Below are 26,857 nucleotides of genomic sequence, written 5' to 3' on the forward strand. Positions count from 1 at the left end.
TCCTACCGCGCCTCCTGGTCGCTGTCCACGGCCCGTGCCGCCGGCATCGGCAGCCGCTCCGTCCCCCGCCGGCCGGTCCCGTTCTGCCGGGCCGGCCGCTCGCCGCGGTCGCGCGGCGCGGTGTGCGGTCCGTCGGCGCGCGGCCCGTCCCACAGCGTGCCGTCGGTCCGGTCACGCGGGTCGGGGTCGATCAGCACCACGCCGATCACCGTGATGCGCTGGTCCGCGAGCTGCCGCGCCACGGTGTGCAGCCATGCGGCGCTGCCGTGCCCGGCCCGCACGACGAGCACGGTCCGGGTGCCGAGGTACCGGAGGTCGGTCCACGCGGTGCCGGGCGCCACCGAGCCGACACCGACCCGGCGTTCCTCGGGCGACCCGGCCGCGGCCTCCGCACCGCCGACCACGGCGGGACCTCCCGGCTCCGGGCGGCGCTTGGCGAGCTGCGGGCCGGGCAGACCGTCGACGACGGCCACCGGACCGTCCGCCCCCAGCGCCCCGGCGAGGTCCAGGGCGATCGTGCTCGCACCGCGCGCACAGCCCAGTTCCAGCAGCGACACCGGTTCCGCGGAGCTCCGTACGGTACGGGCCAGAAAGACCGTGAGCCGTTCCCGTGCCGCCCGGATCCGCCGGCGCCGCCACGGCCCGGCCGGCCGGCCGGGCAGCTCCGCGATGACGGAGGCGCCCAGGTTCGCCGCGATCTCCCGGCGCAGCACGGGACGGTCCGCCACCACCGCGCCGACGGCGGCCAGTGCGAGGCCGAGCGCGAGCCCGAGGACGAGCCCGATCCCGGCGTCGGTGGCGGCGGTCCTGGGCAGGGAGTGGTCCACCACGCGCGCGGCGTCCACGATCTGCGTGCCCGCGACGAGCCGGGGCGTGCCCAGGACCGCCTCCTCGGCGCGCTGGTCGAAGTCGGTGATCCGCGAGGTGAGTTCGGCCCGGCGGGCGAAGAGCGACTCCAGGTTCGCCGACGCCTCCGGGTCGCTCTGCGACGGTCCCTCCCCGATCTCCTCGTTGACCCGCGCGAGTTCGTCCCGCATGTCGTCGCGCCGGCCGAGCAGGGCCTTGGACTCGGCGTCCGCGGCTTCCTTGATCCGCTTCACGTGGTCCGCGACGAACGCCTCGGCCAGCGCCTCGGCGCGGGCCACCGCTTCCGCGTCGCTGTCACCCGTCACGGTGATCCGCAGCAGGTTGTTGGTCAGGCCGGTGCCCTGGTAGTCCCGCATGAAGTCTTCCGGGCGTTCCCGGGAACCGAGGGACCGCAGGGCCTGGCCGGCGATCCGCGTGGTCCCCAGCAGTGCGGCATCGGTGCGGATCAGCGTTCCGGGGTCGTTCGGCTGGTCCGCCTCGTGCGCGACCAGCACCGTGGTCACCGCGGTCGGCGGCGCCGGCAGCAGGACCGCCACCGCCGCGCCGGCCAGCAGTCCCAGCAGCGCCAGGGAACACCACAGACGGCGGCGCCTGCGCACCGCGACCACCAGCGCCTGCAGGTCCAGCAGCGGAGCGGCCGACGACTCCGTGTTCGTACGCGCCGTCATCCCGCGCCTCCCGTCGCGTCGTCGCCGACCGCGAGCGCCGGTGCGGCGTCCCGGGGGCGGCCGGCGGACCGTGTCGTACGGTTCCGGACCGGGCCGGCGACGACGGTGCCGACGATCTCGTGCCCCGCGTCCGCGCACGCCTCGGCGATGCCGGTGAGCTCCCCGGCGGTCCAGTTGCCCGCGCTGAGCACGATCAGGGCACCGGACTCGTCGCCGCGGTCCGGCACCGTCGGCCGGGACGCCGAAACCTCTGTCACCCGCAGCAGCGGATCGCCCCCGGCCTCGGTGACGAGCCGCTCGGCGGCCCGGTGGGCGACCTCGTCGCCGTCCGGGACGACGACCAGCAGCCGCCGCCCGGAGCGCGGCAGCCTCTCCCGGAGGCGGGCGCACACCCGCCGGTAGCGGATCCGCCGGCCGGCCTCGTCGCCGGACGTCTGCGGGGCCGGTACGTCCCACCGGACGTCGACACCGAGGAACCGGCGGATCCGGGCCCGCAGGTCACGGCCTCCCGGCGGGTGCGCGGACCGTTCGGCGGGTACGTCGACGGTGCCGAGCGGCACCGCGCCCAGCGCCGCGACGATCTCCGGTTCGGTGCGCAGCCGGCGGCTCATCCGCGCCGCGGCGAGATGGCCGACGACCGCGAGCAGGAAGAACAGCAGCGCCCCGCCGCCGATGAGTTGCGCCCTGGTCGGCGGTGCCTCGCCGTCCGGCCGGGCCGCCGGCCCCATGACGACCATGTTGGCCTCGCCGGCGGCCGGGTCGGCCCGCTCCAGCTCGTTGACGGCCTCCTGCAGCGCGGTGCGCAGCTTCGCGAGCTCGGTGCGGGTCTGCACGCTCTCCACGGTCCGGCCGGGATCGGCCGCGTCGGCCAGCTCGGTGATGCGGCGGCTGGTCCGCGCCACCAGCTTCCGCAGTTCCTCGGGCCGGGCCGCCGCCTCGGAGTCGGTGTCGTCGCCCGCGATCCGCGCGGCGAAGGTGACGAACTCCTGGGCCACCTGGTCGGAGAGCCGCTGCGCGCGCTCCGGGGTGTCGGCCGTGCCCGAGATCTTGATGATGTTCCCGTCGGCGGCCGCGGCGCTCACCCGCTCCCGCAGCTCGCCGCCGTCGGCCCCGGCCCAGTCGAGCGCGGCGGCCGCCCGGTCGACCACCACCGAACTGGTCGCGATCTCCGTCTGGGTCAGCAGCTCGCGCTCCTCCCACGCCCCCGGCAGCAGGACCGACGCCGACGTCGTGTAACGCGGCGGGAACAGCACGGAGGCGCCGTAGCCGACGAGCGCGCCCAGCGCGGCGAGGACGGCGAGGAGCCGCCACCGCCGATGGATCATCCGCCCGACCGTGGCCAGGCGTATCGTGTCATCGCTCAACGACGCGGCCTCTTCCCTGCCCGGCCCCGGCCGCCCGCCGGCACCGGAGCCCGGTCACGGCAGGCGGCGGTGTAGGCGGCGAGCAGCGACGTCTGGGAGTTCCGCCAGGAGAGCTCCCCGCCGATCCGCTCCTGGCCGGTCTTGCCCATCCGGGCCCGCAGTTCCGGATCGTCCAGCAGCAGCGCGATGGACTTCGCGAACTCGGACTCGTCGTTCGCGGGCGCGTAGACGGCGGCGTCACCGGCGGAGACCCGCGCCTCCTTCAGGTCGAACGAGACGATCGGCCGGCCCATCGCCATGTACTCCAGGACCTTGTTCATGGTCGACACGTCGTTGAGCGGATTGCGCGGGTCGGGGGAGAGGCACACGTCCGCGGTGGACAGGTAGCGCACCAGGTCGGCGTCCGGGATGCGCCCGGTGAACTGCACCTGCTCGTCGAGCCCGAGCGTCCGGGACAGCTCCACCATCGCGTCGAAGGCGTCACCGGAGCCGACGAACACCGCGTGCCAGTCGGTCCGTCCGACCTCGTCGCGCAGCTTCGCCAGGGCCCGCAAGGCGTAGTCGACGCCGTCCTGCGGGCCCATGACGCCGAGGTAGCACAGCAGATGGGGCTTGCCGCGCTTCAGCTCCGGTTCGGGCGGCACCGGCCGGAACCGGTCGGTCTGGGGTGCGCTGCGCACCACGAAGACGTCCGACGGCCGCCGGCCGCCACGGCGCACCGCGACGTCCCGGTAGCTCTCGTTCGTGGCGAGCACGATGTCCGCGGCCCGGTAGGTCATCCGTTCCAGCGCGCACACGCCGCGGTAGAGCAGGTCCTTGCCGCGGCCGAACCGGGAGAGGTACAGCTCGGGCACCAGGTCGTGCTGGTCGAAGACGAACCGCGCGCCGCGCCGCTTCAGCCACAGGGCCGGCAGGAACAGCAGGTCGGGCGGGTTGCAGGCGTGCACCACGTGGACCGGGCCGACCTTCCGGGCCAGCCGGAGCGTGTGCCACAGCGCCGATCCGTACTCCCGCAGATAGCCGGCCGGCCCTCCGGTGGCCGCGCGCAACGGGTAGCGGTGGATCCGCACCCCGTCGATCACCGCCTCGGGTTCCGTGTCCCGTTTGCTTCCCCGGGGGCAGATGACGTGCACCGTCCAGCCCGCGTCGCGCAGTGTCGTGCACTCCTGCCACACCCGCCGGTCGAACGGCACCGACAGGTTCTCCACCAGGATCAGCGCACGCCGCCCGTGCCGGTCGCCACCGGCCGTGTCGTCGAACGACAGGTCACCAAGCAAGGCCCATGTACCCCGGTTCGGCCCGGCGCGCGTCGGCGTCGGGAAGGCGGACGAGATCGACGATCACCGGACCGTCGCCGTGGGGCAGCTTCGCCAGCACGTCCGGGTCCCTGGTCCCGACCAGGCACACCTCGGCGTGTTCGAGCACCTCGTCGACGGAGTCCGCGAGGAGCTGCGCGAGGTGCGGCAGCCGGGTCTCGACGTACTCGCGGTTCGCGCCGAGCAGCCGGGAGAGGCTCACGTTGGCGTCGTGGATCCTCAGGTCGTACCCCTTGCCGAAGAGCCGCTCCGCCAGCTCGACGAGCGGGCTCTCGCGCAGGTCGTCGGTGCCGGGTTTGAAGGACAGCCCGAACATGCCCACCCGGCGCTTGCCGGTGCGCTCCACCAGCTCCACCGCGCGCTGCAGATGGTCGGCGTTGGAGGGCAGCACGTGGGCGAGGATGGGCACCGAGACGTCGGCCCGCTGTGCCGCGTGGACCAGGCTGCGCAGGTCCTTGGGCAGGCAGGAGCCGCCGAAGGCGAAGCCGGGCCGCAGATAGGCGGGGCTGATGTTCAGCTTGCGGTCGGCCAGGAACACGTCCATCACCTGGTGCGAGTCCACCCCGAGCGCCTGGCACACCGCGCCCAGCTCGTTCGCGAAGCCGATCTTGAGGCCGTGGAACGCGTTGTCCGCGTACTTGATCGCCTCGGCCGTCGGGACCGGCACCCGGAACACCTCGCCGGGCAGGCCCTCGTACAGCGCCAGGACCGCGTCGCCGCTCGCCGGGTCGAGCTCGCCGATGACGGTCTTGGGCGGGTCGAAGAAGTCCCGCACGCTCGTGCCCTCGCGCAGGAACTCCGGGTTGACCGCGACCCCGACGTCCACCCCGGCCGTGCCGCCGACGTACTTCTCCAGGATCGGCACCAGCAGGTTCAGGCAGGTGCCCGGGAGCATGGTGCTGCGGAACACGACGGTGTGCCGCCCGCCCCGCTCGGCCAGCGCGGCGCCGATCTGCTCGGTGACCCGCTCCAAGTAGGTGGTGCACAGGCTGCCGTTGGGCTCCGACGGCGTGCCCACGCAGATCAGCGATATCTCGCTGTCCATGATCGCCTCGCGGACGTCGCCGGTGGCGCGTAACGCCCCGGACCCCACGACCTCGGCGACGAGCTCGCCGATCCGCTCCTCGACCACCGGGGCCTTGCCGTCGTTGACCAGGTCGACCTTCACCTGGTTGACGTCCACCCCGATGACCTCGTGGCCCATGTCGGCCAGGCACGCGGCCGACACGCAGCCCACGTAGCCGAGCCCGAAAACACTGACTCTCACGTTCCGTTCCTCCCCCCGGGCAGGCCCTCGCGGCCTGCGGTCCGTACGCCGTCCGTACGACGACGCCGCCCCTCGCGCATCAGTAGGCCCCCTGCCCGTAGAGCACCGCACGCAGCGTCTTCCACAAGATCACCGTGTCCAGGGCGAGCGACCAGTCCTCCACGTACCGCAGGTCCAGCCGGACCGCCTCCTCCCACGACAGGTCGCTGCGTCCGCTGATCTGCCACAGGCCGGTCAGGCCGGGCTTGACCAGCAGCCGCCGCCGGATGTCCGGGCCGTAGGCGGCGGACTCCTCCGGTAACGGAGGCCGCGGCCCGACGAGCGACATCGATCCGGTGAGTACGTTGAAGAGCTGCGGGAGTTCGTCGATCGAGTACCGGCGCAGCACCGCTCCCACCCGGGTCACCCGCGGATCCCGGTGGAGCTTGAACAGCGGGCCGGCGCCCTCGTTCAGGTCGGCCAGTTCGGCACGGGCCCGGTCGGCCCCGACGACCATGGTGCGGAACTTGAGGATGGTGAACTCGCGGCCGTCCTTGCCGACCCTGCGCTGGCGGTAGAACGCCCCGCCCCGGCTGGTCGTCAGCACGAGCAGGGCGACGCCCACCATCAGCGGCGCGAACAGCAGCAGCAGGACCGCCGCGCCCAGCCGGTCGACGACCCCTTTGACCACCCGGCGGCCCCCGGTGAAGGCCGGCATGCTGACCCGCAGCAGCGGGATCCCGAGCACCGCGTCGATGTGCAGCCGCGGGCCGGCCACCTCCATCAGCACGGGGGCGACGACCATCTCGGCGTCGCTGCCCTCGAGGTTCCAGGCCAGCCGCTGCAGCCGGTGCGGTGACCAGTGCGGGTCCGGGGTGACCGCGACGACCCGGTAGCCGTCGCGGCGGACGTGGTCGGCGACGTCCGTCAGCCGGCCGACGACCGGCACTCCGGCCACCCGGTCACCGTCGGGTCCGAGACCGTCCGTCGTGCACACCGCGTCCACCCGCCAGCCGAGGTGCGGGAACCTCCGGGTCCGGGTGATCAGGTCGTGCACGGTGGCCGGGCTCCCGGCGGCGAGCACCGGTCTCAGGCACCGGCCCTCCTTCCGCTCCCTGTGCAGCCACAGACGCAGCAGATACCGCGCGATCATGGTGACGACCGCGATCGCGGGGACCGCCACGAAGATCCAGAGTTTGATGTTGCGCGAGGTGAGGGCTATCCCGCCGAGCGCCAGGACGACGGTCGCCATGAACAGCGAGCGTCCGAGCCGGCGGAATTCCTCGGCGCCCTGGCCGAGAACGGACGGGGACCACGCCCGGCCCACCGCGAGCGCCCCCAGCACCAGCAGCCAGGTGCCGAAGGCGAGGATCCCCCACTTCTCATGCCAGTCGGCCGCGTCCCGGACCCCGAAGAAGTTGCCTATCGCCGCCACCACGAAGGCGGTGGTCACCGTATCGCCGGTGATCACGGTACGGCGGTACCGCTGCTCCCAGTCGGTCGCGGGTCTGCTGATGGCCCCGTTCGCCGGACGATCGTGCGCCGACGGAAACGGGCCGACTAATTCCCCCTGCCGCACAGAACCCCCCAGGTCCCCAGTGGTTCGACGTGTTCCCCTGACACCGTTTCTCCACCCGGGAGGCCCCCGCCCCCCGCGCCGCGCCGTTCCTCCCCACGGGAGGCCCCCGCCTCCCGCACATGCCGTTCCGGATGTTTCAGAACTGGTTGAACAACCCACCCCGGCGACCTCGGGTGCTCCCCGCACCCGGGGTCATCAATGGTCACCTTGTGCCCGAACGGCTGAAGCAAGGTCAATCTAGACCATCGGGGCCAGTATGTAGAGGGGATGTGTGTGATTCGTGCGCAAGCTTTGAGACGGGATCGGCCGGCCGGTGACCGGCCCATGGAAACGGTGACGTCAGCGCACGTTTCAGCGGCTCGCCCGGCCCACGACGACGGGGCGTCCTGAAGCCGCGCGGTGCTCCTCGGACCGGCCGCGAAGGGCTCCTGACCTGCTTCGGCCGGTCGACCGGGTCACGGCCCGGGGCGCGGCGGGGCGTCGGGCCGCCACAGCGAGGGATATCCGGGGTGGTCGCGGTGGCGGTCGACGATGGCGCGTACGCGTCCCTCCGCCTCGTGGACGGAGAGGCCGCCGGGGCACAGCGGGACGTTGGCGCGCAACGTGTGTACGGCTTCTCCCAGTTGCCGGCGGAGTTCTTCCGTTTCGGCTCGCGTGCCGCCGGGTCCTGACTCCTCGTCGAGGCGTGCGCGGCAGAAGGAGTGGATCCGGGGGAGGGCTACCAGGAACACGTACCCGTCGTGGGCGGGCCCGGTGGCGACACCCTCCGGTGGCGGCGGGGGGAGTGCGGGGGCGGGCGGGCCCGTGTCGCCCCGCGCCGAGGGGGCGGCGCGGCCGAGCAGGGCCTTGACGCGTGCGAGCAGGGAGGACATGGCGTCATCGCCCCCTCGGGCATGGGCGGGTGTCGCGGCCGGAACGGCGCCGGCACCGCGGGTTCTCGGCGTGCTCCCGGCGGCGGCCCAACCACGGTACCCGGCACGGCACATGGGTACGGAAACCCGTTCCGGGCGCATACCGGTGACCGCCCCCGACCGGCCGGCAGGTGTGCGGAGGTGCTGTTCGGGTTGTGAAGATTGGATGGATGAGGACACTCCGGTCGCAGGAAGTAACGGTTCCGATTCGGAATGGCCGCGCGACGTCGGGAACGAAGATCCGGAACGCTTCCATCCATAAGATCGCCGTGTGCTTGTCCAGCACTTGAGACAACTGGCGTGACTCTTCCATGCACGCATCACGTGTGAACACATCTCGCGTGTCCCGTTGCGGGTCCCGCCGGAGGGGAAATCTGTGTTTGCTCTTCATTCCGCGTCCGCCACGACCGGGCGGCGCACCACAGGGCGGCGTATGGCCGCAGGGGCGGCCACGGCCGGACTGCTCACCATGGGCCTGCTCGCCGGCGCGGGCAGCGCCGCCGCCGACGGGGACGACGTCCATCACCAGGGGGGTGCGGTCGCCACTCTCGACGGGCTGAAGACGTACGACTCGGCCCGTCTGGACCTCGGCGACGGCAAGACCAAGAACATCGCCGCCGGCCTGTTCGAGATGAGCGTCGAGGGCAGTGGCCGTCTGCAGTCGTACTGCATCGACATCCACAACCCGACCCAGAACAAGGCGAAGTACCTGGAGACCCCCTGGGCCCAGACCTCGCTCGGCGCCAACGAGAACGCCGGAAAGATCCTCTGGATCCTCCAGAACTCGTACCCGCAGGTCGACGACCTGACGGCGCTGTCCCAGAAGTCGGGCGCCCAGGGGCTGACGGCCAAGACCGCCGCGGCCGGCACCCAGGTGGCCATCTGGCGCTTCTCGGACGGGGCGAAGGTCGAGGCCCGCGACGCGCAGGCCGAGAAGCTCGCCGACTGGCTCGAGGCCCGGGCGCAGAACCTCCAGGAGCCGAAGACCTCCCTCACGCTGGAGCCCAACGCGGTCTCCGGCAAGGCGGGCGGCAGGCTCGGCCCGGTGACCGTGCGCACCGACGCCGGTCAGGTCTCCGTCGCCGCCTCCGCCGACGCCGCCGGCGCCGGCGTCAAGGTGATCGACAAGGACGGCAAGGCCCTCACGTCCGCCGGCGACGGCACCGAGCTGTACTTCGACGTCCCCGAGGGCACGGCCGACGGTTCGGCCTCGCTGACGGTCCGGGCGACCACCGAGATCCCGGTCGGCCGCGCGTTCGCGAGCCCCAGCAAGAGCCAGACGCAGATCCTCGCCGGCTCCAGCGAGTCCACGGTCACGGCCGACGCGACCGCGAACTGGGCCACCAAGGGCGCCATCCCCTCGGTCACGGCGGAGAAGAACTGCGCCAAGGGCGGCGTCGACGTCACGGCGAGCAACGAGGGCGACACCCCGTTCACCTTCGAACTCGCGGGCACCGAGCACACGATCGAGGCGGGCGGCAGCAAGACGGTGACCGTCCCGGTCGACGAGGACGCGGCGTACGACTTCACCGTCGAGGGCCCGAACGGCTTCTCGGAGCGTTTCCAGGGCGTCCTGGACTGCAAGACCCAGGGCACCCCGGCCCCGGGAACCGAGACGCCGGGCACGGACGGTGACACCCCGTCCTCCGCCCCCAGCCCGGCCGGCGGCTCCGCCGACGACACGGCCGGCGGCGAGGGCGACCTCGCGAACACCGGCGGCTCCAGCGCGACGCCGGTGATCGCGGGCATAGCGGTGGCCCTGGTGGCCGCGGGCGGCGCGGCGATGTTCTTCCTGCGCAAGAAGAAGGCGGCCGCCGGGGAGTGACCGGAGGCTGACCCGGCGGACGGGCCCGGCACACGCGACGCGTGCGCCGGGCCCGTCCGTCATGGAGGCCCGTCCCGACCGGACCCGACCCCTCCACGCCACCGGCCGGCGCCCTGCGGAGGCAGGGCGCGGAGCACAGGGCGCAGGCGTTGCGCGACGCACCGCTAGAGGTACGACGTGATCACCACGACCGAGACGAGTTCGCCGGCGGCGGAGCGGCCGAGCCATACCGGCCACGTCCCGTCGCCTTCGGTGTAGAACGACACCAGGTCGCTTCCCGTCGCCTCGTCGACGGCGTGTACGTGGCCGTCGCCGACGGACACGCACGCGTCGCCGTCCCGCTCCTCGTAGTAGCGCCTGACCTTCCCCGACAGCGGCTCCCAGGCCGCGGCGTCCGCGAAGCAGCCGGCGGCCCCGTCGGTGCCGAAGCCGTAGGCGTGGCCGTCGAGGAGCAGACGGGGATCCTCGCCCTCGCTCAGCGCCAACTCCCAGGTGACGGCGGGCTCGTCCCGGATCAGCAGGCGCACGACGGGCTCCTCGGTGACCGGGAACCGCTCCTCGCCGTACGTGCCCTCGCCGACGATCACGGCCGTCTCCAGCGCGTACTCGCCGGGGGGTACGCGCTCGGTGAGTTCCCGGGGCTCCTTGTCGAGGGGGTCCGAGACGACCAGGCGCCCGGTCGGGATCCGCACCATGGCGATGTGCCGGGGTTCGGCCGTCTCCGTGTTCTCCCAGGACTCCATGGGGAAGGAGTTCCCCGGCCGGAAGAGGTCGGCGACCGCCAGCTCCATGCGCCGGGGCTTCGGCGGACGCCACAACGACGCGTCGCCCGCGAAAGCCGCCTTTGGCGCGGTGACGTCATGGGGGCCGGGCTCGTCCGACGGCCGGGACGCGTCGGCCGCCCGCACTCCGAACTCCGACCGGTCGTGCCACCGCCGCTCCTCCGGCACATCGGCCAGGGTGTGGAACGACCCGCCCTTGTCGCCCCGTTCCTCCAGGATCTTCCTGCCCCTGTGACCGGGGTAGAGCTCCACCGTGAGCCGCCAGGCGTCGGGCGCCAGGTCCGGCTGCTCCGGTGCGGCGTACCGTCGTTCCACGTACCGCCGCAGGAACAGACGGTCGTCCTCCAGCAGCCGGAGGTCGACGTCGTGGGTCCGTCGTCCCAGCTCGTCGTAGGTCCACCGCCCGACGAAGTGGTCACGCCAGGCGATGAGATGCACCTCCGCGGGGACCGCGCGCCCCGGGACCCGGTGCAGCACCACATAGGGCCCCCCGGCCCCGTCCCGTTCCTCCGCCTGCGCCCGCGTCAGCGGCCTGAACGCGCGCCGGGCCACGGCGTCCCAGCCCTCGGCGTAGGAAACCGCCACCGTGTCCTTGCCCATGCCCCGCCCCTCCGGCCCGGTTCCGGCCGCCCGCGGTGTGAACCGCAGCCTGTTGATCATTTTTGTGCAGCGTAATCCCCGCCTACGACAGTGGCTCCCGATCGCGGTGACCCACCGATCACAAGCTGTGGTGATCACCGGCCACCGGGGCGGCCGCACAGGTGATGTCAGTGCGGGCAGGCATAGTCCCGCACATGTTCGACGGACTTCACGACATCGACTGGTCCTCCATGGGGCATGCCTACGGCACCGCCGAGGAGTTGCCGGTCCTGCTCACGGCTCTTTGCTCCCCGGACGCCGACGAACGGGGCAAGGCCCTCGACCGGTACTACGGCGCTGTCCACCACCAGGGAGACGTGTACGGGGCCACAACGGCCAGTCTGCCGTTCCTCCTGGAGCTGGCGGGCGACGACACCACCCCCGACCGGGCGGAGGTCGTCCGACTTCTGGTGAGCATCGCCGGCACGAGCGTCGAGCGCTGCGGCGACGAGTACGTCGGCGATGTCGACTACGCCGGTGCGGCCGCGGTGCTGCGCGCGCGAGCGGAGGCCTTCGACGAACAACTCCAGGGGCCGTCCGGGCACTGTTGGCCCGGCTCGCCTGAGCGCGACGGCGTACCGCGAATCCGATGGCCCGGCGGGCCCGTTGAGGGGACCGTGATGGCGTCGAATGCCGTCTGTTCGTGGACAGGGGCACGCCAGTACCGTGTGCCACCTTCGCGTTCCAGGGACTCGTGGACGGTCTTCGTGTGGTCATTGTCTGCCTTGTGATCGCTTGTGCCATGTGCGTGTCGCCGGCCGCGGTCGCGAAGCCGAACTGGTCGGCGCCGGCGGCGGTTCCACAGGCGACCGTGCCCGATCTCGCCGCCTGCGGGCCGGGCGAGGCGTGAGTGACCGGGTACGAGCATGCCGCCGGTGAAAGGCGGCCGATGCCGTACCGGCGGGACGTGCAGTCGGGACGCTCCCTTTTACCCACCACTGAACGACACCTACACCGAGGCCATGGTGCGTGGTCCGGACGGCGCACTGTGGCTGCCGGTGGTCAGCGACCGGGTGTTCCAGTCGAAGTACGTCTGGACGGACAGCTGTCGCACCACCTTCTCCTGTGGCCCGGAGCGCATGAACGCGATCGACGTCGAACCGAGAGCCATGGCGACCGCCGGGTTCTCCCTGCCGTCCTTCGGGAACGTCGGGATCTACGGTTCGAAACCGAACCCGATGAGCGAGCGGCTGGGAGGCTGACCACGGCACGCGGACTTCTCGTCGCGCCGGCTACGGCTCGATCAGCTCCCCGGCACCCACCCCGTCCGGCGCGCCGGTCTCCATGGCGAGTTCAGTGGTGAACTCGCCATCGGCCATTGGCGACAAAGTCGTGCCGGACCCACCAAAGCGTACAGGCCGTCCTCGTGTACAGCGGCCGGCCGGACGGTGACAGGCGACGCTGACGTCGCTCTGTCCGGCAAAGCGGTCCATGGCGGAGTATTCGCCTCTGGGGCAGCCCTGGCACACTCCTGTGATGGCGCCGTTCAACAGCGGTACCACAGCGCCCAACAGAGAAACCCACCCGTCGTCGGATCGGGAGCCACCGTCCATGGTTTCGTTCTCGCAGGACACGCGGCTCGTTCAGACCGCTGTGATAGGTCACAAGAACTCCGAGCAGCCGATCATCCTCCCGATGGATCCCGACGATCTCGCCGTCCACCGTCGCCGGCACCCCCGGTACAGCTACTGGTGCGGCATCCACCTCGGCGGATGCGGACGCCAACTCGCCGACCGGCTCTGTCGTGACGGCCGCGTCTGTCACTTCGCCCACCATCCCGATCCCGACGGCTCCCGTCCCGTCTGCCTTCGCACACACAACGGAGAGGACAGCGCCGACCACCTCTTCATCAAGCGGGGCGTCACCCGCTGGCTCGACAAGCAGAAACTGCCCGCCCGCGCCCAGCTCCGCAACCTCGGTGGCGGTCCCGGCGATGCCCTGGACATCCACGTGCCCGGCACCCGTCAGCGCATCCGCTTCCACCTGTCCCGTGGACTCGACTTCCAGGCCTGGCAGAAGGCCGACAAAGAGCTCGGTGAGGACGTCGACACCGTCGACTGGGTCTTCACCCACGATGGTCCCCTCACACGCGAGATGCTGGGTCGTCACGGCTACTGCCTGCGGGTGCGCTGCGAGACCGATGGTGCCGAGCGGCGAGTCCACATCGGCGCGGAAGGCATGGACCGTCGCATCGACTGGACTCCGCTGGACGAGTGCACCCTTACTCCCGGCGGCCTGCTGACTCCCGCGGTCGAGACCATCAGGCTCAGCCGTCCCAAGCCCAAGCCGGCGGGATTCCTGCTCGTCGGTGGGCCGACGTTCGCCGTGTCGTCACAAGAGCCGGTAACCGACGCCCCGGACCACCTCTCCCAAGACGGCCGTTACTGTGTCCTCGCCGATGTGAAGCCGTCCGAGAGCCGCATCGTCAAGGCCTTGCTCTCACTGCCCGACGACATACCGCCTCCCGCTCCCGGCAACGTCTTCCGACTGACCGGCCCGGTACGTCTGCTCGTCACCGAGCCGGACACGGGCACGGGCGCCCAATGGGCACTCCAGGGAGACAAGTTCGTACGTCTCGACGCGCATGAGGCCCAGCGAACCGGGCTGTGGTCGCCCGCACCTGCGGTGGTGGAGGTGCCCAAGCCGTCCGAGGCGCCTGCTGTACCGGCGCCGGAACCCACCGCGCCGGATCCGGAACCGGTCACCACGGCGCCGCTCGTGGCGGCGACGGAGCTTCGGGACGCGGCGACCCGGATCCGCGAGGCACTTCTGCTGGACGCGAGCCGTAGTGCGACGACCACCTGGGAGAGGCTGGCGCGGGCGGCCGGGCTCGACCTCGACCGACTGTCCACCGCCGACCGCATCGAGCTGCTGGTGAAGGCCGACCTGATTCCGGGCAGAGGGCATCCGTACCTGTCGGTCCTCGTCCGGCAGCCCGGCGGTGGACCGTTGCCGTATCTCCCCGAGGTCCTGGAGGAACTCGGTCTCGGCCGGGCCGAGCACGGCGAGGCGCTCAGGCGTTGGTGCGCTCAGGAGAGGACCCGCGCCTTCGCGCGGTACGGATCACCACCGTGCGGGGTGCCTCCCCGTCTGCCCTTCCCAGCGAGGGCCGCGAAAGTCCGCGAGGCCACCGGCACGGCCACGGTCGCCCACGTCCGCGCACTTCTGATCCACGCGAAGCAGGTCCTTCCCGAGGTGGAGGGGGCGAAGGGGCGAGGCCTGCGCCGCATTGTCGCTCAGGCGGAGGAGTGGGACCGCAAGGTGAGAGTGGGCGGCAGCCGAGCAGGGCGCGTGAACGGGGCACCGGACAGCCGGCCGGCCCAGTACTACGCCGACGCACTGATCCGCCACATCACTTGGGCGAAGGAGCGCAGCGGGAAGGGATGACGTTGTCCCTCCCCTGCCTACTGGTCGACCGCGAACCCGACGAACGCAGTCCACTGCTCCGCACCCACGCTGATCGAGGGCGGGGCGCGGTTCTTGGAGCCCCGGACGTGCACGGTCGCGGAGGCCCTCCGCAAGCAGCTGCGGGACGTCTTCTTCGGCCTGGAGCTTGACTGGCCCGGGACCGTGTTGCCGGACCGGCGGCCCGAGCCGGACACCGACGCCGTCTTCTCCGCCGACGGGCCGGTCGAGATCGCCACCGTCGAGGAGGAGGCACGTCACCTGGAGGAACAGGTCAAGGCCTTCCGTGTCGTACCGCAGTACGAGGAGCTCAAGCACCGGGCCGACGACATCGACCGCGGCATCCGCTCGTCCAACGCCCAGGACGCCGTCGACCGCCGCAGCCTGTCCGGCCCCGAGGCCGCCGTGACGGAGGCGACCGACCACAACGTGCGCTGTCTCGAACCGGTCCACCACGGGCTGGGGATTCTCCTCGGCGACCAGGTCAAGCGGCGGTTCACCGACGTCAAGGGCTTCCACGAGTCGATCGTCCGCAACCGCAGGCGCTACCTCGCGGAGGAGATCCGGACGATCGAGGCACGGCTCGCACAGCGGGCGGCCGAGCGGGAGGCACTGGGAACCGAACTGGAAAGGGTGCCGCACACCCTCGACGAGGGCGGAACCCTGGAGGGCCGACCGCGTTGCAGCAGACCCTCACGCAGGAACAGGCGTTCGCCGAAGCGGTGCGGCACCGCTACGGGGCGGCGCGGACACTGGAGGCGGGCGCACTGGAGATCGAGGCCGAGCGTCCCCAGCTCCGGACCGCGCTGAAGGGCGACCCGGACGAGCGCGCCCGGCAGACCGACGAGGCCGCCGTGCTCTTCTCCGAGTTCGCGCAACGGCTCTACGAAACCGGCCGTCCGGCCCACCTGGAGTTCGACGCGGGCCCCAGCAGTCTGAAGATCGTCCCGCATGTGGACGGCGACGACAGCCGCGGCACCGGCAACATGGTGATCTCCTGGTTCGACCTCACCACCGCGGCCCCGACTTCCTGGTACGCCACAGCCATCTCTTCGACGGCGCCGACGCCCGCCGGGTACGCAGAGCCCTGGAGCCGGCCGCCGGGGTGACGGAACACCTGGGCTTCGACGCCTCGCCGCACCTGTCGAGCGTGCGGCTCATCGACAGGTACGACGACGGTGGCCTCTTCGGCTTCCGCTTCTGAGCGGGACTCTCACAAGGGTGCGCCCCGCCGGTTACGATCACTTCCATGACGAGCCCGGAGACCACAGACCTGTCGCAGATCAAGGAGGAGTACTCCGTCGAAGGCGGCCTGGACGTCGAGGAGGAGAGCGAGAGTGACACCTCGCCGCCCGAGATCGACCGGCCCTGGAAGCCGGAGCAGATCAGGGTCAACAGCAAGCAGTTCTCGCTGCGCAACGCCCTCGACATGATCGACGACGGGACCCTGGAGCTCGCCCCCGACTTCCAGCGTGGCCGGGTGTGGAAGCTGGGTCAGAAGTCACGCCTGATCGAGTCGGTGCTGCTTCAGATCCCGCTGCCCGCCTTCTACTTCGCCGAGGACACCGACGGCGCCATGCGCGTCGTCGACGGGCTCCAGCGGCTGTCGACCATCCACGACTTCGTGCGCGGCGGCGAGAAGTCCGGCTTTGCCCTCAAGGGCGTGGAGTACCTCAAGACCGTGGTCGAGGGGGCTCGCTTCGAGGACCTGCCCGCCCCGTGGAAGCGACGGATCAACAACGCCCAGATCATGGCGCACGTCATCGACCCGACCACGCCGCCGGACGTCATGTACGACATCTTCAAGCGGATCAACACCGGTGGCACGCCGCTGAACGCGCAGGAGATCCGCCACTGCATGAGCAACAAGCGCAGCCGGAACATCCTCAAGCGCATGACGTCGACCGACGAGTTCAACCGGGCGACGAAGTGGCGCAACCACATCCGGATGAACGACCGCGAGATGGCGCTGCGGTTCGCCGGTTTCTGGCTGCTCGGAGTCGACGGGTACGCGAAGTACTCCGCCATGGACCCCTTCCTCCAGCACACGACGACCCTGCTGGACGACGAGCGGGCCGTACCCACCGACCGCGCGGAGCAGCTGATGGCCGACTTCGACCGCGCGATGAAGAACGCCCGGCTGCTGTTCGGCGAGCACGCGTTCCGCAAGTGGCCGCTGGGGGGCAACGGCAAGAACCCCATCAACCGCGCGCTGTTCGAGACGTGGTCGATCGTTCTCGCCGGCTACGCGCCGGAGGACCTGACGCGGCGGCGCGACGCGATCGTCGAAGCCGCCCGCAGGCTTATGACCAGTGACTACACCTACCTGGAAGCGATCACCGCGTCCACGGGCGGGCTGCGTCGCGTGAAATACCGGTTCGAGGAAGCGGCCAAGGCCGCAGAGGCAGGCAAGTGATCACCTCATTACGCGTCCGCAACTTCAAGCGCTTCACCGACGCGTCGTTCGCACTGCGTCCCATGACGGTTCTCACCGGCCTCAACGGAACCGGTAAGAGCACCACCATCCAGGCGCTGTTGCTCGCCCGTCAGCTCGCCGAGGCGCCCGGCGGGGGCGGCGGTGTCGTTCAGCTCAACGGGCCGTACGGACTCGCGCTCGGCGAGGCGTCCGAGGTTCTGCATCCCGACGCCCCCGACTCGTGCATCGAGATCGGGCTCGACACCGACACGGCAGGCCGAGCGGTCACCTACCGCCTTCACGTACCGGACGAGCAGGCCCTGTACCTGCGGGTCCCGAAGGGCACGCCCGACGGCCCGCCCGAGCTGTCCCTGCGTGGCTGCGGATTCACCTACCTGTGCGCCGAGCGTCTCGGACCGCGCGACCAGCTCGGGGTCTCCGCCGAGCACCCCGACCTCATCGGCGTGGGTGTCCAGGGTGAGTACACGGCCCAGGTGCTGGCCCTCAACGAGACCCGATCCGTGCGCGAGGAGCTCCAGCATCCGAGCACGGAGGCCACCCACGGCGTGACCACGCTGCGGACCCAGGTGGAGACGTGGGCGTCCGACATCATCCGCCCTATAAAGATCAACGCCCAGTGGCCGCCGGGCATCACCGCGAGCACCATCCGGTTCCAGGAACCGGGCCTGCTCAGCGAGGCGATCCGGCCGGCCAACATGGGCTTCGGATTCTCGTACGCCCTTCCGGTCATCGTCGCGGGGCTGTTGACCCGCCCCGGCGATCTGCTGATCGTCGAGAACCCGGAAGCTCACCTGCATCCCGGCGGACAGTCCAAGCTCGGCCGCTTCCTGGCCCGTGTCGCGGGCAGTGGTGTCCAGGTCGTCGTGGAGACCCACAGCGACCACGTCCTCAACGGTGCCCGCCTCGCGGTGGCGGACGACCGGGTGCTCGATCCCGGGGCGGGCGTCATCCACTACTTCGGCGACGAAGAGGTCGGCACCGTCCCGATCGACTTCCAAGCGAGCGGTGAGTTGACCGAGTGGCCCAAGGGCTTCTTCGACCAGATCGAGCACGACCTCGGGAGGCTGGCCCGTGCCAGGCGCAGGGGGAGGTGAACCGTACCGGTTCGTCGTGGACGAGTCGTCCTTCGACTTCCGGGGGCTCACGGAGGAGCAGCTGACCGACGCGCTCGACGACTTCAGCGACGCGCTCGCCGAGTTAGGCGCGAGCCGTCCGGTCGCGGTGTCGCCCTGGTGGGCCGAAACCGAGTGCGCGGACGGACAACAGCTGTACCAGGTGCTGTACGAGGGCGCACCACCGAAGGCCGGCCGGGACGCCCGGCTGCGGATGCAGAGCCTCATGGACCGTTGCCCGATCTGGGACACGGATCTTCCCGGGCTGCCCGACGAGGTGGAGCTGGACGGTACGGCCAGGGAAATGGCCTGGTCGCTCGGCTACGCGCTGGTGCGGACAGGCGAGGGCAGCACCGTCGGATGCCTGGTGTTCCCGCGGAGCGAGGCCCCGAGTGGCTGGCGGAAGGTGTCGGCGGCCACGGTGGAGGCCTCCGTGTACTTCTTCGGTGATCCGTCCGCGCTGTCGGACTTCTGGAGAGAGCTGTTCCGCCGGGAGAACGTGGCGGAGCACGACTTCTTCGCACGCGCCCGTGAGGCCTTCCCCGAACTGGTCTTCGCGGACTCCCTGACCTTCAACAAGTTCGACGGCTCCTACCTCGTCATGCGTGACTGGGTCGTCGCCGTCCTCGGCGTGGTGCACGACCACTTCGCGGACGCCTACACGGCCAACCCGGGCAACACCCGAGCCGTGCAGGCCGCGCTCGGTAATCACGGGCTCAACCTGTCGCCCGAGAGTCCCAACACCAAGTCCAAGCCGAAGATCATGAAGCAGCGTGACGTCGAGTACCAGAACGAGACGTACCGCTGCGAATGGCACGGCAAGGAGAAGCCCGACCGCAACAGGATCCACTTCAGCCTGCCCGACCAGCGTCTCGGTGGCCGCATCCTCATCGGCATCTTCACCGATCACCTCGACCTTGAGTGACCGGTCGCCAGGAACATGATCAACACCGTCCGGAGTGACCACGGGATCGCGTAGGGCGGCTCCCGGGTGCCGCGGCTGACGTCGGTGCCGGGCACGGCGACGGGGCGGGCGGTCGGCCACGCCGACGGTCCCGAGGGCGTTTTCGCCCCGCGCGTCCTGCGGTCCGGCCGACACCAGTGGCGTGAGAGCCCTGGTGCCCGGCAGCGGTGCCACGCCGCGCAACGCGTACCCGTTCCGCCACCGTGCGTGCGACGTGCCGCGTCTGCGCGTCACCGGGAGGCACGCGATCGGGACGAGGGGCGGGCGGTGTGTCCGTCGCCGCGCCCCTGCGCGACCCGTGCTTCCGGTTCATTCCATCAGGCATGACGGGGCCGTTCTCCGTACGCCGTGGTCTTCGCTCCCCGAGGATCGCCCTGCGGCGGACGCAGTCGTGAAGCGACGGAACAGGAGAGGGGACGGCATGCATCTGACCCCGCACGAGCAGGAGCGCCTGCTGGTCCATGTGGCGGCGGACGTCGCCCGGCGGCGCCGTGAGCGCGGGCTGCCGCTGAACTATCCCGAGGCGATGGCGCTGTTGACGGCGCACGTCTACGAGGAGGCGCGGGCCGGGGAGACGGTCGACTCGGTGATGGAGTCCGGGCGCCATGTGCTGCGGCGCGACGAGGTCATGGACGGCGTACCGGAGATGATCACCAACGTCCAGGTCGAGGCGACGTTCCCGGACGGGACGAAGCTGGTGACCATCCACGACCCGTTCGACGAGGCGGACACCGAGGTGGACGTCCACCCGGGGAAGCGGGAGCTGCTGCCGGACGAGGACGAGTACCGGGTGGCGTTCAACGTGGGCGCCACACCCGTGCCGTTGGAGGTGGCCAATCCCGAGGACCGTCCGGTCCAGGTGGGCTCCCACTTCCACTTCGCGGAGGTCAACGAGGGTCTGCGCTTCACCCGTGAGGACGCCCACGGGATGCGGCTGCACATCGCCTCCGGCACCTCCGAACGGTTCGAGCCCGGCGACGCGCGCACCGTGATGCTGGTGCCCATCGCGGGGGAGCGGACCGTCCAGGGACTCCAGGCCGACAAGAGCGAAGAGGAGAAGCACCTCGATGCCAGACAGGACTGAGAACGAGAACGCGAAGCCCTGGGAGCCGCTGACGCGTTCCCGCTACGCCGACCTGTACGGGCCCACCACCGGGGACCGCGTCCGGCTCGCCGACACCAACCTCCGGCTGAGGATCGACGCGGACTGGTGCGGCGGGCCCGGCCGCAGCGGCGACGAGATGGTCTTCGGCGGCGGCAAGGTGATCCGCGAGTCCATGGGGCAGTCGCACATCCCGCGCGACCACGAGCGCAAGCCGGTGGACACGGTGATCACCGGGGCGCTGATCCTTGACCACTGGGGCGTGGTCAAGGCCGACGTCGGACTGCGCGACGGCCGGATCCAGGCGATCGGCAAGGCGTACAACCCGGAGACCATGACGCCGCCCGGCAACACCGACCCGCGCGCGTCGGCCTTCGTCGTGGGACCCGAGACGGAGGTGATCTCCGGCCAGGGGCGCATCCTGACCGCTGGCGGCATCGACACGCACGTGCACTTCCTGTGCCCCGGCCAGATCCACGAGGCCCTCGCGTCGGGCGTGACCACCCTGATCGGCGGCGGCACCGGCCCCGCCGAGGGCAGTACGGCCACCACCGTGACGCCCGGAAAGTGGCACATCCAGCGGACGTTCGAGGCGCTCGACGCCTTCCCGGTCAACATCGGCCTGCTCGCCAAGGGCAGCACCGTCTCCGAGAAGGCGCTGCACGACCAGGTCAAGGCCGGCGCCCTCGGCTTCAAGATCCACGAGGACTGGGGCGCGACCCCGGCCGTGATCGACGCGGCCCTGACGGTGTGCGAGGAGACCGGGGTCCAGGTCGCCCTGCACGCCGACTCCCTCAACGAGTCCGGCTTCGTGCACCACACCTTCGCCGCGACCAAGAAGAACCGCCGGACCAAGGACAACGCCGACTACCGCGGCCTGCACATCTTCCACATCGAGGGCGCCGGCGGCGGCCACGCCCCCGACATGATCAGCCTCGCGAGCAAGCCGAACGTACTGCCCGCGTCGACCAACCCCACCCGGCCCTTCACGGTCAACACCGTGAAGGAACACGTCGACATGATGATCGTCTGCCACCACCTCAACCCGGAGGTCGAGGCGGACATGGCGTTCGCCGACTCCCGGATCCGGCCCTCCACCATGGCCGCCGAGGACCTGCTGCACGACATGGGCGCCATCTCGATGATGTCCTCCGACGCCCAGGCCATGGGCCGCATCGGCGAGATGATCCTGCGGACCTGGCAGACCGCGCACGTCATGAAGTCCCGTTACGGCCATCTGCGCGAGGACGACGCCGACGCGGACAACTTCCGGGCCCGGCGCTACATCGCCAAGTACACCATCAACCCCGCCGTCACCCACGGCATCGACCACGAGGTCGGTTCCGTCGAGGACGGCAAACTCGCCGACCTGGTCCTGTGGGAGCCGAAGTTCTTCGGCGTGAAACCCCACATGGTCATCAAGGGCGGCCAGATCGCCTACGCGCAGATCGGCGACGCCAACGCCTCCATCCCCACCCCGCAGCCCTATCTGCCGCGCCCGGTCTGGGGCTTCCAGGGCCGCGCCCCGGCGGCGAACTCCTTCAACTTCGTCGCCGAGGCCGCCCTCGACGGCGAACTCTCCCGGACCGGACTGCTCAAACCGCTGCGCGCGATCCGCTCCACCCGGGGCGTCACCAAGGCCGACATGGTGCACAACAACGGGCTGCCGGAGATCGACGTCGACCCCGACACCTTCGACGTCACCATCGGCGGCGCCACCACCTCCGACGTCCGCACCAGTGTCGACGGACACGAGGTCGGACGGAACTACGCGACGGAACTCCCCCTGGCCCAGCGGTACTTCCTCTTCTGACCGCTCCGACCCCCTCTGAAAGGCGGGCCCGTCACCCCATGAGCCGCACCGCCCTGCTCCTCCTGGCCGACGGCCGCTTCCCCGCCGGCGGGCACGCCCACTCCGGCGGGATGGAGGCCGCCGTCGCCTCCGGAAGCGTGCACGACGCGGCCGGCCTGGAGGCGTTCTGCCGCGGACGGCTGCACACCGCCGGACTGACCGCCGCCGGTCTCGCCGCCGCGGCCGCCACCGGACACGACGCCCTCGCCCTGGACGAGGCCGCCGACGCCCGCACCCCCGCACCGGCCCTGCGCCGCGTCGCCCGCCGCCTCGGCCGGCAGCTGATGCGCGCCGCCCGCGCCACCTGGCCCAGTGCCGAACTCGACCACCTCGCCCACCACCGCCCCCAGGGCGCCCACCAGCCGGTCGTCCTCGGCGTCACGGCCCGCGCCGCCGGACTCACCCCGCTCGACGCCGCCCGCACCGCCGCCTACGAGAGCGTCGGCGGCCCGGCGACCGCGGCGGTACGCCTGCTGAGCCTCGACCCGTTCGAGGCCACCGCGGTCCTGGCGCGGCTCGCCGACGAGTGCGACACCGTCGCCGGTGCCGCGGCCGGCGCGGCGGAGCGCGTGGCCGCCGAGGGCGTCACCGTCCTGCCCGCCGCGTCCGCCCCGCTGCTGGACATCACCGGCGAGCAGCACGCCGCCCGGCCCGTCCGCCTCTTCGCCTCCTGACCCGCCTCCACCGCACCGACCTGGAGCCCCCGTGCATCTGGACCACCCCGTGACCCTGCCGCACCGCCACACCCACAGCGCCGCCCCCCGGCGCCCGGACGGCGGCCGCCGCGCCCTGCGGATCGGCTTCGGCGGGCCGGTCGGCTCGGGCAAGACCGCGACCGTCGCCGCGCTGTGCCGCACCCTGCGGGACCGGCTGTCCCTCGCCGTGGTCACCAACGACATCTACACCCAGGAGGACGCCGCCTTCCTGCGCCGCGAGGCCGTACTGCCACCGGAGCGCATCACCGCCGTGGAGACCGGCGCCTGCCCGCACACCGCCATCCGTGACGACATCTCCGCCAACCTCGAAGCGGTCGAACAGCTCGAACAGGACCTGGGCCCGCTCGACCTGATCCTCATCGAATCCGGCGGGGACAACCTCACCGCGACCTTCTCCCGCGGACTCGTCGACACCCAGGTCTTCGTCATCGACGTGGCCAGCGGCGACGACATCCCCCGCAAGGGCGGCCCCGGCATCACCACCGCCGACCTCCTCGTGGTCAACAAGACCGACCTGGCGCCGTACGTGGGAGCCGACCTGGACACCATGAGGGCCGACACCCGCAGGCAGCGGGGGGACCTGCCGTACGCCTTCACCAGCCTGACCACGGCCGACGGCATCCGCCCGGTCACCGACTGGGTCACCGAGCGCCTCGCCGCCTGGCACGCCGGAGTCACCGGGTGACGGCCGCCGCCGCCCAGGCACCCGCCGGGCACCCTCCGAAGCCCCGCGCCCACCCCACCGGCGTCCACGCCACCGCCCGGCTGAGGGCCACCCACAACGGCCGCGCCACGACGCTCCCCCTCCTGCACAGCGACGGCCCCTTCCACCTGCGCCGGCTGCGGCCCCGCGGGGAGCGGGCACGGGTCTGTGTGCTCGGCGCGATGAGCGCGCCGCTCGGCGGGGACAGACTCGCGCTCGACATCACCGCCGAGGCGCACACCCGGCTGGAGGTGACCACGTCCGCCGCCACCATCGCCCTGCGCGGCTCCACCACGGACCCCGCCACCTACGACGTACGGCTCACCGTCGGCGAACACGCGTCACTGAACTGGCTGCCCCAGCCGCTGATCAGCGCGCGGGGCAGCACCCTGCACCAGACGTACGAGGTGGACCTCGCCGGAACCTCCCGGCTCCTGCTGCGCGAGGAGCAACTCCTCGGCCGCACCGCCGAACCCTCGGGCCACCTGTCCACCCGCCTGACCGTACGACGCGACGGCCGCCCGGTCCTCGACCAGCGCACCGTCTACGGGGCCCCGGCCCCGGCGTGGGACGGACCCGCCGTACTGGGCGGCCACCGGGCGACCGGCCAGCTCCTCCTCGTCGACCCCGAGCCGGTGCCGCTCCCGGAGCCCGTCCTCCTCGGCGACCCGGAACGGGGCCACTGCGTACTGGCGCCCCTCGCCGACGGCACGGCACTCCTCGCCACCGCCGTCGCCCCGACCCCGACCCGGCTCCGCGACCTCCTCGACACCGCGCTCGCACACGTGACCGGCGCGGCGGCGTCGCCCACGAGAACCAGCTCCGCAAGCACCGGGCCGGTGTGGAGGACCGGAAGTTCAGACGAGTGAGTCGGCCGCCAGCTCCGTGAACGCCGACCAGGCATCGCGGGACACGGCCAGCGTCTGACTGTGCGTGTCCTTCGAGTCCCGGACGAGAACGGCCTCCGCGCGCACGGCGACCTCGACACAGTTGCCGCCCCCACCGCCGCTGTAGCTGCTTTTGAACCAAGCCAGTTCGGTGGTGCTCATAGCGCTCCTCGCATCTGCTCCAGCAGGCTCGCGGTGGCATGGTGACTCAGAGCCTGCGAGCGCATCTTGCCATAGCGCTGAAGCATGGCGCTTGCGGCTTTTGCGTCGGTGACGAGCATGCTGCAGTCATGCGCTTCGACGTAGCCCACCCATCGATTCTCCGCCGTCTCAGCGAGGTAGAGGGGGCCCTCGAAACCGGAGTGATCCTCTTGGACGCGAGGCATGATCTGAATCTCCACATTCCGGAGACGGCCCACATCGATGAGACTGCTGAGCAGCGCGTGTGTGACGCCCTCACCGGCCAAGCGGCGATCCACCAGAGCCTGCTCGATGATGAAACAGAACGTGCTGTTCGGCCGCTCCGTCAGCAGGCGTTGGCGTTCGAGTCGAGCCGTGACCTGTTGCTCGAACTGCTCCTCCGACAGAGGCGGAAGGCGCCGCTCGAAGAGTGCGCGAATGTAAGGCTCGGGCTGGAGCAAGCCTGGAATCACAGCGCACTCATAGGCGTAAAGCGAGATCGCCTCCTCCTCGATCCCCGCCCACTGCCGAAACCACGACGCCAGCCCCGCCTTCCGCGTCAGGCTCCGCGCAGCCGCCCCCAGGACCCGCGCGGCAGTCGCCCCCAGAACCTCTTCCGACCGCTCCAGCAGGTCCCGTGGAGGGAACCGCTTGCCCTGTTCGATCTTGGCGATGTACGCGACGGAGTACCGCACCAGCGGCGCGAACTGCTCCTGCGTCAGGCGGGCTTCCTCACGCAGGGCCTTGAGCACCGCCCCGAACGTCTTCAAGCTGTCCGAGAGCTCCGGCTCGCAGTTTCCGCCCGCCCCACCGCCGTTGTCCGTCGCCATCGCAGCCGCCTTCCCCTGAACCCACGTGCTTTCGTACCGTGTGCCGAGCGCGCTGCGCCACGCTCGGCACACTCATGCTCACGTACAGCGACCACCCCGGTCCAGTGAGTGAACCGATACAGCGTGATCTGTACCGGCGCCGGGCCTGCTGACGGCTCGTCATCTCTCGGCAGGGTGATCGGCATGTCAGCTCCACGTACGCAAAGCACCGCCCCGACCGCGACGTTCGCGCAGCGTTTCTCCGCCACCCGCCGTGGTGCGCGCCTCGCCCGACTGCTCGCCGCCCACCAACTGGCCGAGTGGGGCCACCCGCACGGCACCGAGGCGCACGACACCGTCGTCCTCGTCGTCGCCGAACTCGCCGCGAACGCGGTCCTCCACGGCCGGGTCCCGGGCCGGGACTTCGCCCTGTCGCTGTCCTACGACGCGGCCCGAGGCACAGTCCGGATCGAGGTCACCGACACCCACCCCGCCCAGCCGGCGCGCAAGGCTCCCGACGCGGACGAGGACGGCGGTCGCGGCCTGGTCCTCGTCGACGCGCTCGCCGCCGACTGGGGCGTACGCGACTGTCCCGGTCCCGGCAAGACGGTCTGGGCCGAGTGCCGCCCGGCTCGTCATACGCGGCCTGGGCTGTGACGTCGAGCCGAGCACGCCACGCCGACGACACTTCTCGACCTTCTGCCACGTGGCGGCGCGGCGGGAGCCGGCCGAAGCCATGCCGAGCCACGTGTGGAAATTGCCCTCCCAGGCGTCGTTGGGCATGGCACCGCAGAACTCCTCTCCACGCTCGATATCGTCCTCCGCCGGCTTCGGGCGCTTCGGACGGCGATGTCGCTCCCGCCGAACGCGCACCGGGCGGAGACACGCTCAGCTCTGGTGCAGGCGCTTCAGGGCCAGGGAGAGCCCGACGCCCTTCGCGTGGTGCTTGAGCCGTTTGCGGTCGGGGTCACGGTCGGTCTGGATGGTGAACCTTCCTTCCTCCCGGTAGTACTTCTCGGCCTCGAAGTCGAAGAGCATCACGTCGTCGGCGGTCATCGGCTGCTCGGACGTCGTCGTGTCCGAGAACGTCAGCGCTCCTTCGAAGAACACATCCGTGTGCGAGGTCACCCTGACCACCAGGCCGCCCTTCACGGTGAGGCAGTAGTCGTACAGCGCGCTCTGATCCTCGTCCGGCTGATTCCTCTGTCCGCGCTCCTTCTTGTGCCAGGACCGGGTCCGCAGTACCCAGAACGCGTCGGTCTCGGTCCGCGGCACGTCGACGGTGTAGGTCTCCTGCCGCGTGAACAAGCCGAACAGTCCGCCCTTGACCTGGCGGACACGCTCCGACCGTTCGACGACCTGCCGGGTCCTGCGTGGCGTCCGGGTCTCCCGAGCCACTTTCTCCGCGTAGCGTCGCAGCCGGTTCCAGTCCAGCTCGCTCTGTTCGTAGGCGGCTCTGCTCGGTCTGCTCACGGGGTTCCTTTCCCTTCTGT

Annotated in this window: 26 protein-coding genes; 15 read left to right on the forward strand and 11 right to left on the reverse strand. The window is 71.2% G+C overall.

The annotated features are described in order from the left end of the window. Positions 1 to 2: 2 nt before the first annotated feature. The 6 genes from ACZ62B_RS18700 to ACZ62B_RS18725 all read right to left on the reverse strand — a co-directional run bounded on the left by ACZ62B_RS18700 (position 3) and on the right by ACZ62B_RS18725 (position 7,912). Positions 3 to 1,535, reverse strand: a complete 1,533-nt coding sequence (locus tag ACZ62B_RS18700; protein WP_469691156.1) for a Wzz/FepE/Etk N-terminal domain-containing protein — start codon at positions 1,533 to 1,535, stop codon at positions 3 to 5. Then, the gene (locus ACZ62B_RS18705) at positions 1,532 to 2,899 is read right to left on the reverse strand and encodes a polysaccharide biosynthesis protein (RefSeq protein WP_469691157.1); all 1,368 of its coding nucleotides are present in this window, start codon (positions 2,897 to 2,899) and stop codon (positions 1,532 to 1,534) included. Before ACZ62B_RS18705 ends, ACZ62B_RS18700 begins: the two co-directional genes overlap by 4 nt. Then, positions 2,896 to 4,176, reverse strand: coding sequence for a glycosyltransferase family 4 protein (locus ACZ62B_RS18710; protein ID WP_344566293.1), 1,281 nt, complete (start codon positions 4,174 to 4,176; stop codon positions 2,896 to 2,898). The genes ACZ62B_RS18705 and ACZ62B_RS18710 overlap by 4 nt, the downstream gene beginning before the upstream one ends. Beyond that, positions 4,166 to 5,482, reverse strand: a complete 1,317-nt coding sequence (locus ACZ62B_RS18715) for a nucleotide sugar dehydrogenase (RefSeq protein WP_468886656.1) — start codon at positions 5,480 to 5,482, stop codon at positions 4,166 to 4,168. Before ACZ62B_RS18715 ends, ACZ62B_RS18710 begins: the two co-directional genes overlap by 11 nt. Before the next feature lie 79 nt (positions 5,483 to 5,561). Further along, the gene (locus tag ACZ62B_RS18720) at positions 5,562 to 7,040 is read right to left on the reverse strand and encodes a sugar transferase (protein ID WP_344566283.1); all 1,479 of its coding nucleotides are present in this window, start codon (positions 7,038 to 7,040) and stop codon (positions 5,562 to 5,564) included. Positions 7,041 to 7,495: 455 nt separating this feature from the next. Then, positions 7,496 to 7,912: a hypothetical protein gene (locus ACZ62B_RS18725; RefSeq protein WP_468880743.1), complete on the reverse strand. Its 417-nt coding sequence runs from the start codon at positions 7,910 to 7,912 to the stop codon at positions 7,496 to 7,498. Positions 7,913 to 8,384: 472 nt separating this feature from the next. On the opposite strand from ACZ62B_RS18725, the gene ACZ62B_RS18730 reads away from it, so the two are divergent. Beyond that, a complete protein-coding gene (locus ACZ62B_RS18730; RefSeq protein WP_469691161.1) occupies positions 8,385 to 9,776 on the forward strand; it encodes a Cys-Gln thioester bond-forming surface protein in 1,392 nt (463 codons plus the stop codon). Between the two features lie 164 nt (positions 9,777 to 9,940). On the opposite strand, the gene ACZ62B_RS18735 is transcribed toward ACZ62B_RS18730, so the two are convergent. Then, a complete protein-coding gene (locus tag ACZ62B_RS18735) occupies positions 9,941 to 11,218 on the reverse strand; it encodes a DUF4241 domain-containing protein (RefSeq protein WP_469691163.1) in 1,278 nt (425 codons plus the stop codon). Between the two features lie 134 nt (positions 11,219 to 11,352). Here ACZ62B_RS18735 and ACZ62B_RS18740 point away from each other — a divergent pair, with 134 nt between their 5' ends. From ACZ62B_RS18740 to ACZ62B_RS18750, 3 genes are all read left to right on the forward strand, one after another. Beyond that, complete coding sequence (locus ACZ62B_RS18740) at positions 11,353 to 11,928, forward strand: hypothetical protein (protein ID WP_469691165.1); 576 nt, start codon at positions 11,353 to 11,355, stop codon at positions 11,926 to 11,928. Between the two features lie 231 nt (positions 11,929 to 12,159). Next, positions 12,160 to 12,399, forward strand: coding sequence for a hypothetical protein (locus tag ACZ62B_RS18745; RefSeq protein WP_344566271.1), 240 nt, complete (start codon positions 12,160 to 12,162; stop codon positions 12,397 to 12,399). Between the two features lie 433 nt (positions 12,400 to 12,832). Then, complete coding sequence (locus ACZ62B_RS18750; RefSeq protein ID WP_344566269.1) at positions 12,833 to 14,584, forward strand: hypothetical protein; 1,752 nt, start codon at positions 12,833 to 12,835, stop codon at positions 14,582 to 14,584. Positions 14,585 to 14,601: 17 nt separating this feature from the next. Here the strand turns inward: ACZ62B_RS18750 and ACZ62B_RS18755 are convergent, their stop codons facing one another. Continuing rightward, complete coding sequence (locus ACZ62B_RS18755; protein ID WP_382051799.1) at positions 14,602 to 14,697, reverse strand: DUF397 domain-containing protein; 96 nt, start codon at positions 14,695 to 14,697, stop codon at positions 14,602 to 14,604. Here ACZ62B_RS18755 and ACZ62B_RS18760 point away from each other — a divergent pair. The 10 genes from ACZ62B_RS18760 (at position 14,678) to ACZ62B_RS18805 (ending at position 24,357) form a co-directional block, all read left to right on the forward strand. Next, positions 14,678 to 15,412 carry an ABC-three component system protein gene (locus ACZ62B_RS18760; protein WP_344566264.1) on the forward strand — a complete coding sequence of 245 codons (735 nt, stop codon included), beginning with the start codon at positions 14,678 to 14,680 and terminating at the stop codon, positions 15,410 to 15,412. The genes ACZ62B_RS18755 and ACZ62B_RS18760 overlap by 20 nt on opposite strands. Then, on the forward strand, positions 15,325 to 15,711 hold the full coding sequence (locus ACZ62B_RS18765) for a hypothetical protein (protein WP_344566260.1): 387 nt from the start codon (positions 15,325 to 15,327) through the stop codon (positions 15,709 to 15,711). Before ACZ62B_RS18760 ends, ACZ62B_RS18765 begins: the two co-directional genes overlap by 88 nt. Before the next feature lie 140 nt (positions 15,712 to 15,851). Then, positions 15,852 to 17,018 carry a DUF262 domain-containing protein gene (locus ACZ62B_RS18770; RefSeq protein ID WP_344566256.1) on the forward strand — a complete coding sequence of 389 codons (1,167 nt, stop codon included), beginning with the start codon at positions 15,852 to 15,854 and terminating at the stop codon, positions 17,016 to 17,018. Continuing rightward, a complete protein-coding gene (locus ACZ62B_RS18775) occupies positions 17,015 to 18,133 on the forward strand; it encodes a DUF3696 domain-containing protein (protein ID WP_344566254.1) in 1,119 nt (372 codons plus the stop codon). The genes ACZ62B_RS18770 and ACZ62B_RS18775 overlap by 4 nt, the downstream gene beginning before the upstream one ends. Positions 18,134 to 18,149: 16 nt before the next feature. After that, positions 18,150 to 19,076 (forward strand): hypothetical protein, encoded by a 927-nt coding sequence (locus tag ACZ62B_RS18780; protein ID WP_469691172.1) that lies wholly within the window; start codon positions 18,150 to 18,152, stop codon positions 19,074 to 19,076. Positions 19,077 to 19,536: 460 nt separating this feature from the next. Beyond that, a complete protein-coding gene (locus tag ACZ62B_RS18785; protein ID WP_468721529.1) occupies positions 19,537 to 20,199 on the forward strand; it encodes an urease subunit gamma in 663 nt (220 codons plus the stop codon). Next, entirely contained in the window at positions 20,183 to 22,030 is a 1,848-nt protein-coding gene (locus ACZ62B_RS18790; RefSeq protein ID WP_469691175.1) for an urease subunit alpha, read from the forward strand. The genes ACZ62B_RS18785 and ACZ62B_RS18790 overlap by 17 nt, the downstream gene beginning before the upstream one ends. A 38-nt stretch (positions 22,031 to 22,068) precedes the next feature. Further along, a complete protein-coding gene (locus ACZ62B_RS18795; RefSeq protein ID WP_469691178.1) occupies positions 22,069 to 22,743 on the forward strand; it encodes an urease accessory protein UreF in 675 nt (224 codons plus the stop codon). A gap of 31 nt (positions 22,744 to 22,774) precedes the next feature. Next, on the forward strand, positions 22,775 to 23,470 hold the full coding sequence (gene ureG, locus ACZ62B_RS18800; protein ID WP_469691180.1) for an urease accessory protein UreG: 696 nt from the start codon (positions 22,775 to 22,777) through the stop codon (positions 23,468 to 23,470). Beyond that, entirely contained in the window at positions 23,467 to 24,357 is an 891-nt protein-coding gene (locus tag ACZ62B_RS18805) for an urease accessory protein UreD (RefSeq protein ID WP_469691183.1), read from the forward strand. The genes ureG and ACZ62B_RS18805 overlap by 4 nt, the downstream gene beginning before the upstream one ends. Here ACZ62B_RS18805 and ACZ62B_RS18810 read toward each other — a convergent pair. Next, positions 24,346 to 24,537, reverse strand: coding sequence for a DUF397 domain-containing protein (locus ACZ62B_RS18810; RefSeq protein ID WP_344566244.1), 192 nt, complete (start codon positions 24,535 to 24,537; stop codon positions 24,346 to 24,348). The genes ACZ62B_RS18805 and ACZ62B_RS18810 overlap by 12 nt on opposite strands. Further along, on the reverse strand, positions 24,534 to 25,385 hold the full coding sequence (locus ACZ62B_RS18815; RefSeq protein ID WP_344566242.1) for a helix-turn-helix domain-containing protein: 852 nt from the start codon (positions 25,383 to 25,385) through the stop codon (positions 24,534 to 24,536). Before ACZ62B_RS18815 ends, ACZ62B_RS18810 begins: the two co-directional genes overlap by 4 nt. A 183-nt stretch (positions 25,386 to 25,568) precedes the next feature. Here ACZ62B_RS18815 and ACZ62B_RS18820 point away from each other — a divergent pair, with 183 nt between their 5' ends. Further along, complete coding sequence (locus ACZ62B_RS18820; RefSeq protein ID WP_469691189.1) at positions 25,569 to 26,021, forward strand: ATP-binding protein; 453 nt, start codon at positions 25,569 to 25,571, stop codon at positions 26,019 to 26,021. Positions 26,022 to 26,252: 231 nt separating this feature from the next. Here the strand turns inward: ACZ62B_RS18820 and ACZ62B_RS18825 are convergent, their stop codons facing one another. Then, entirely contained in the window at positions 26,253 to 26,837 is a 585-nt protein-coding gene (locus ACZ62B_RS18825) for a hypothetical protein (RefSeq protein ID WP_344566238.1), read from the reverse strand. Positions 26,838 to 26,857: the final 20 nt, after the last annotated feature.

This window comes from Streptomyces sp. NPDC053426 (assembly GCF_055585405.1).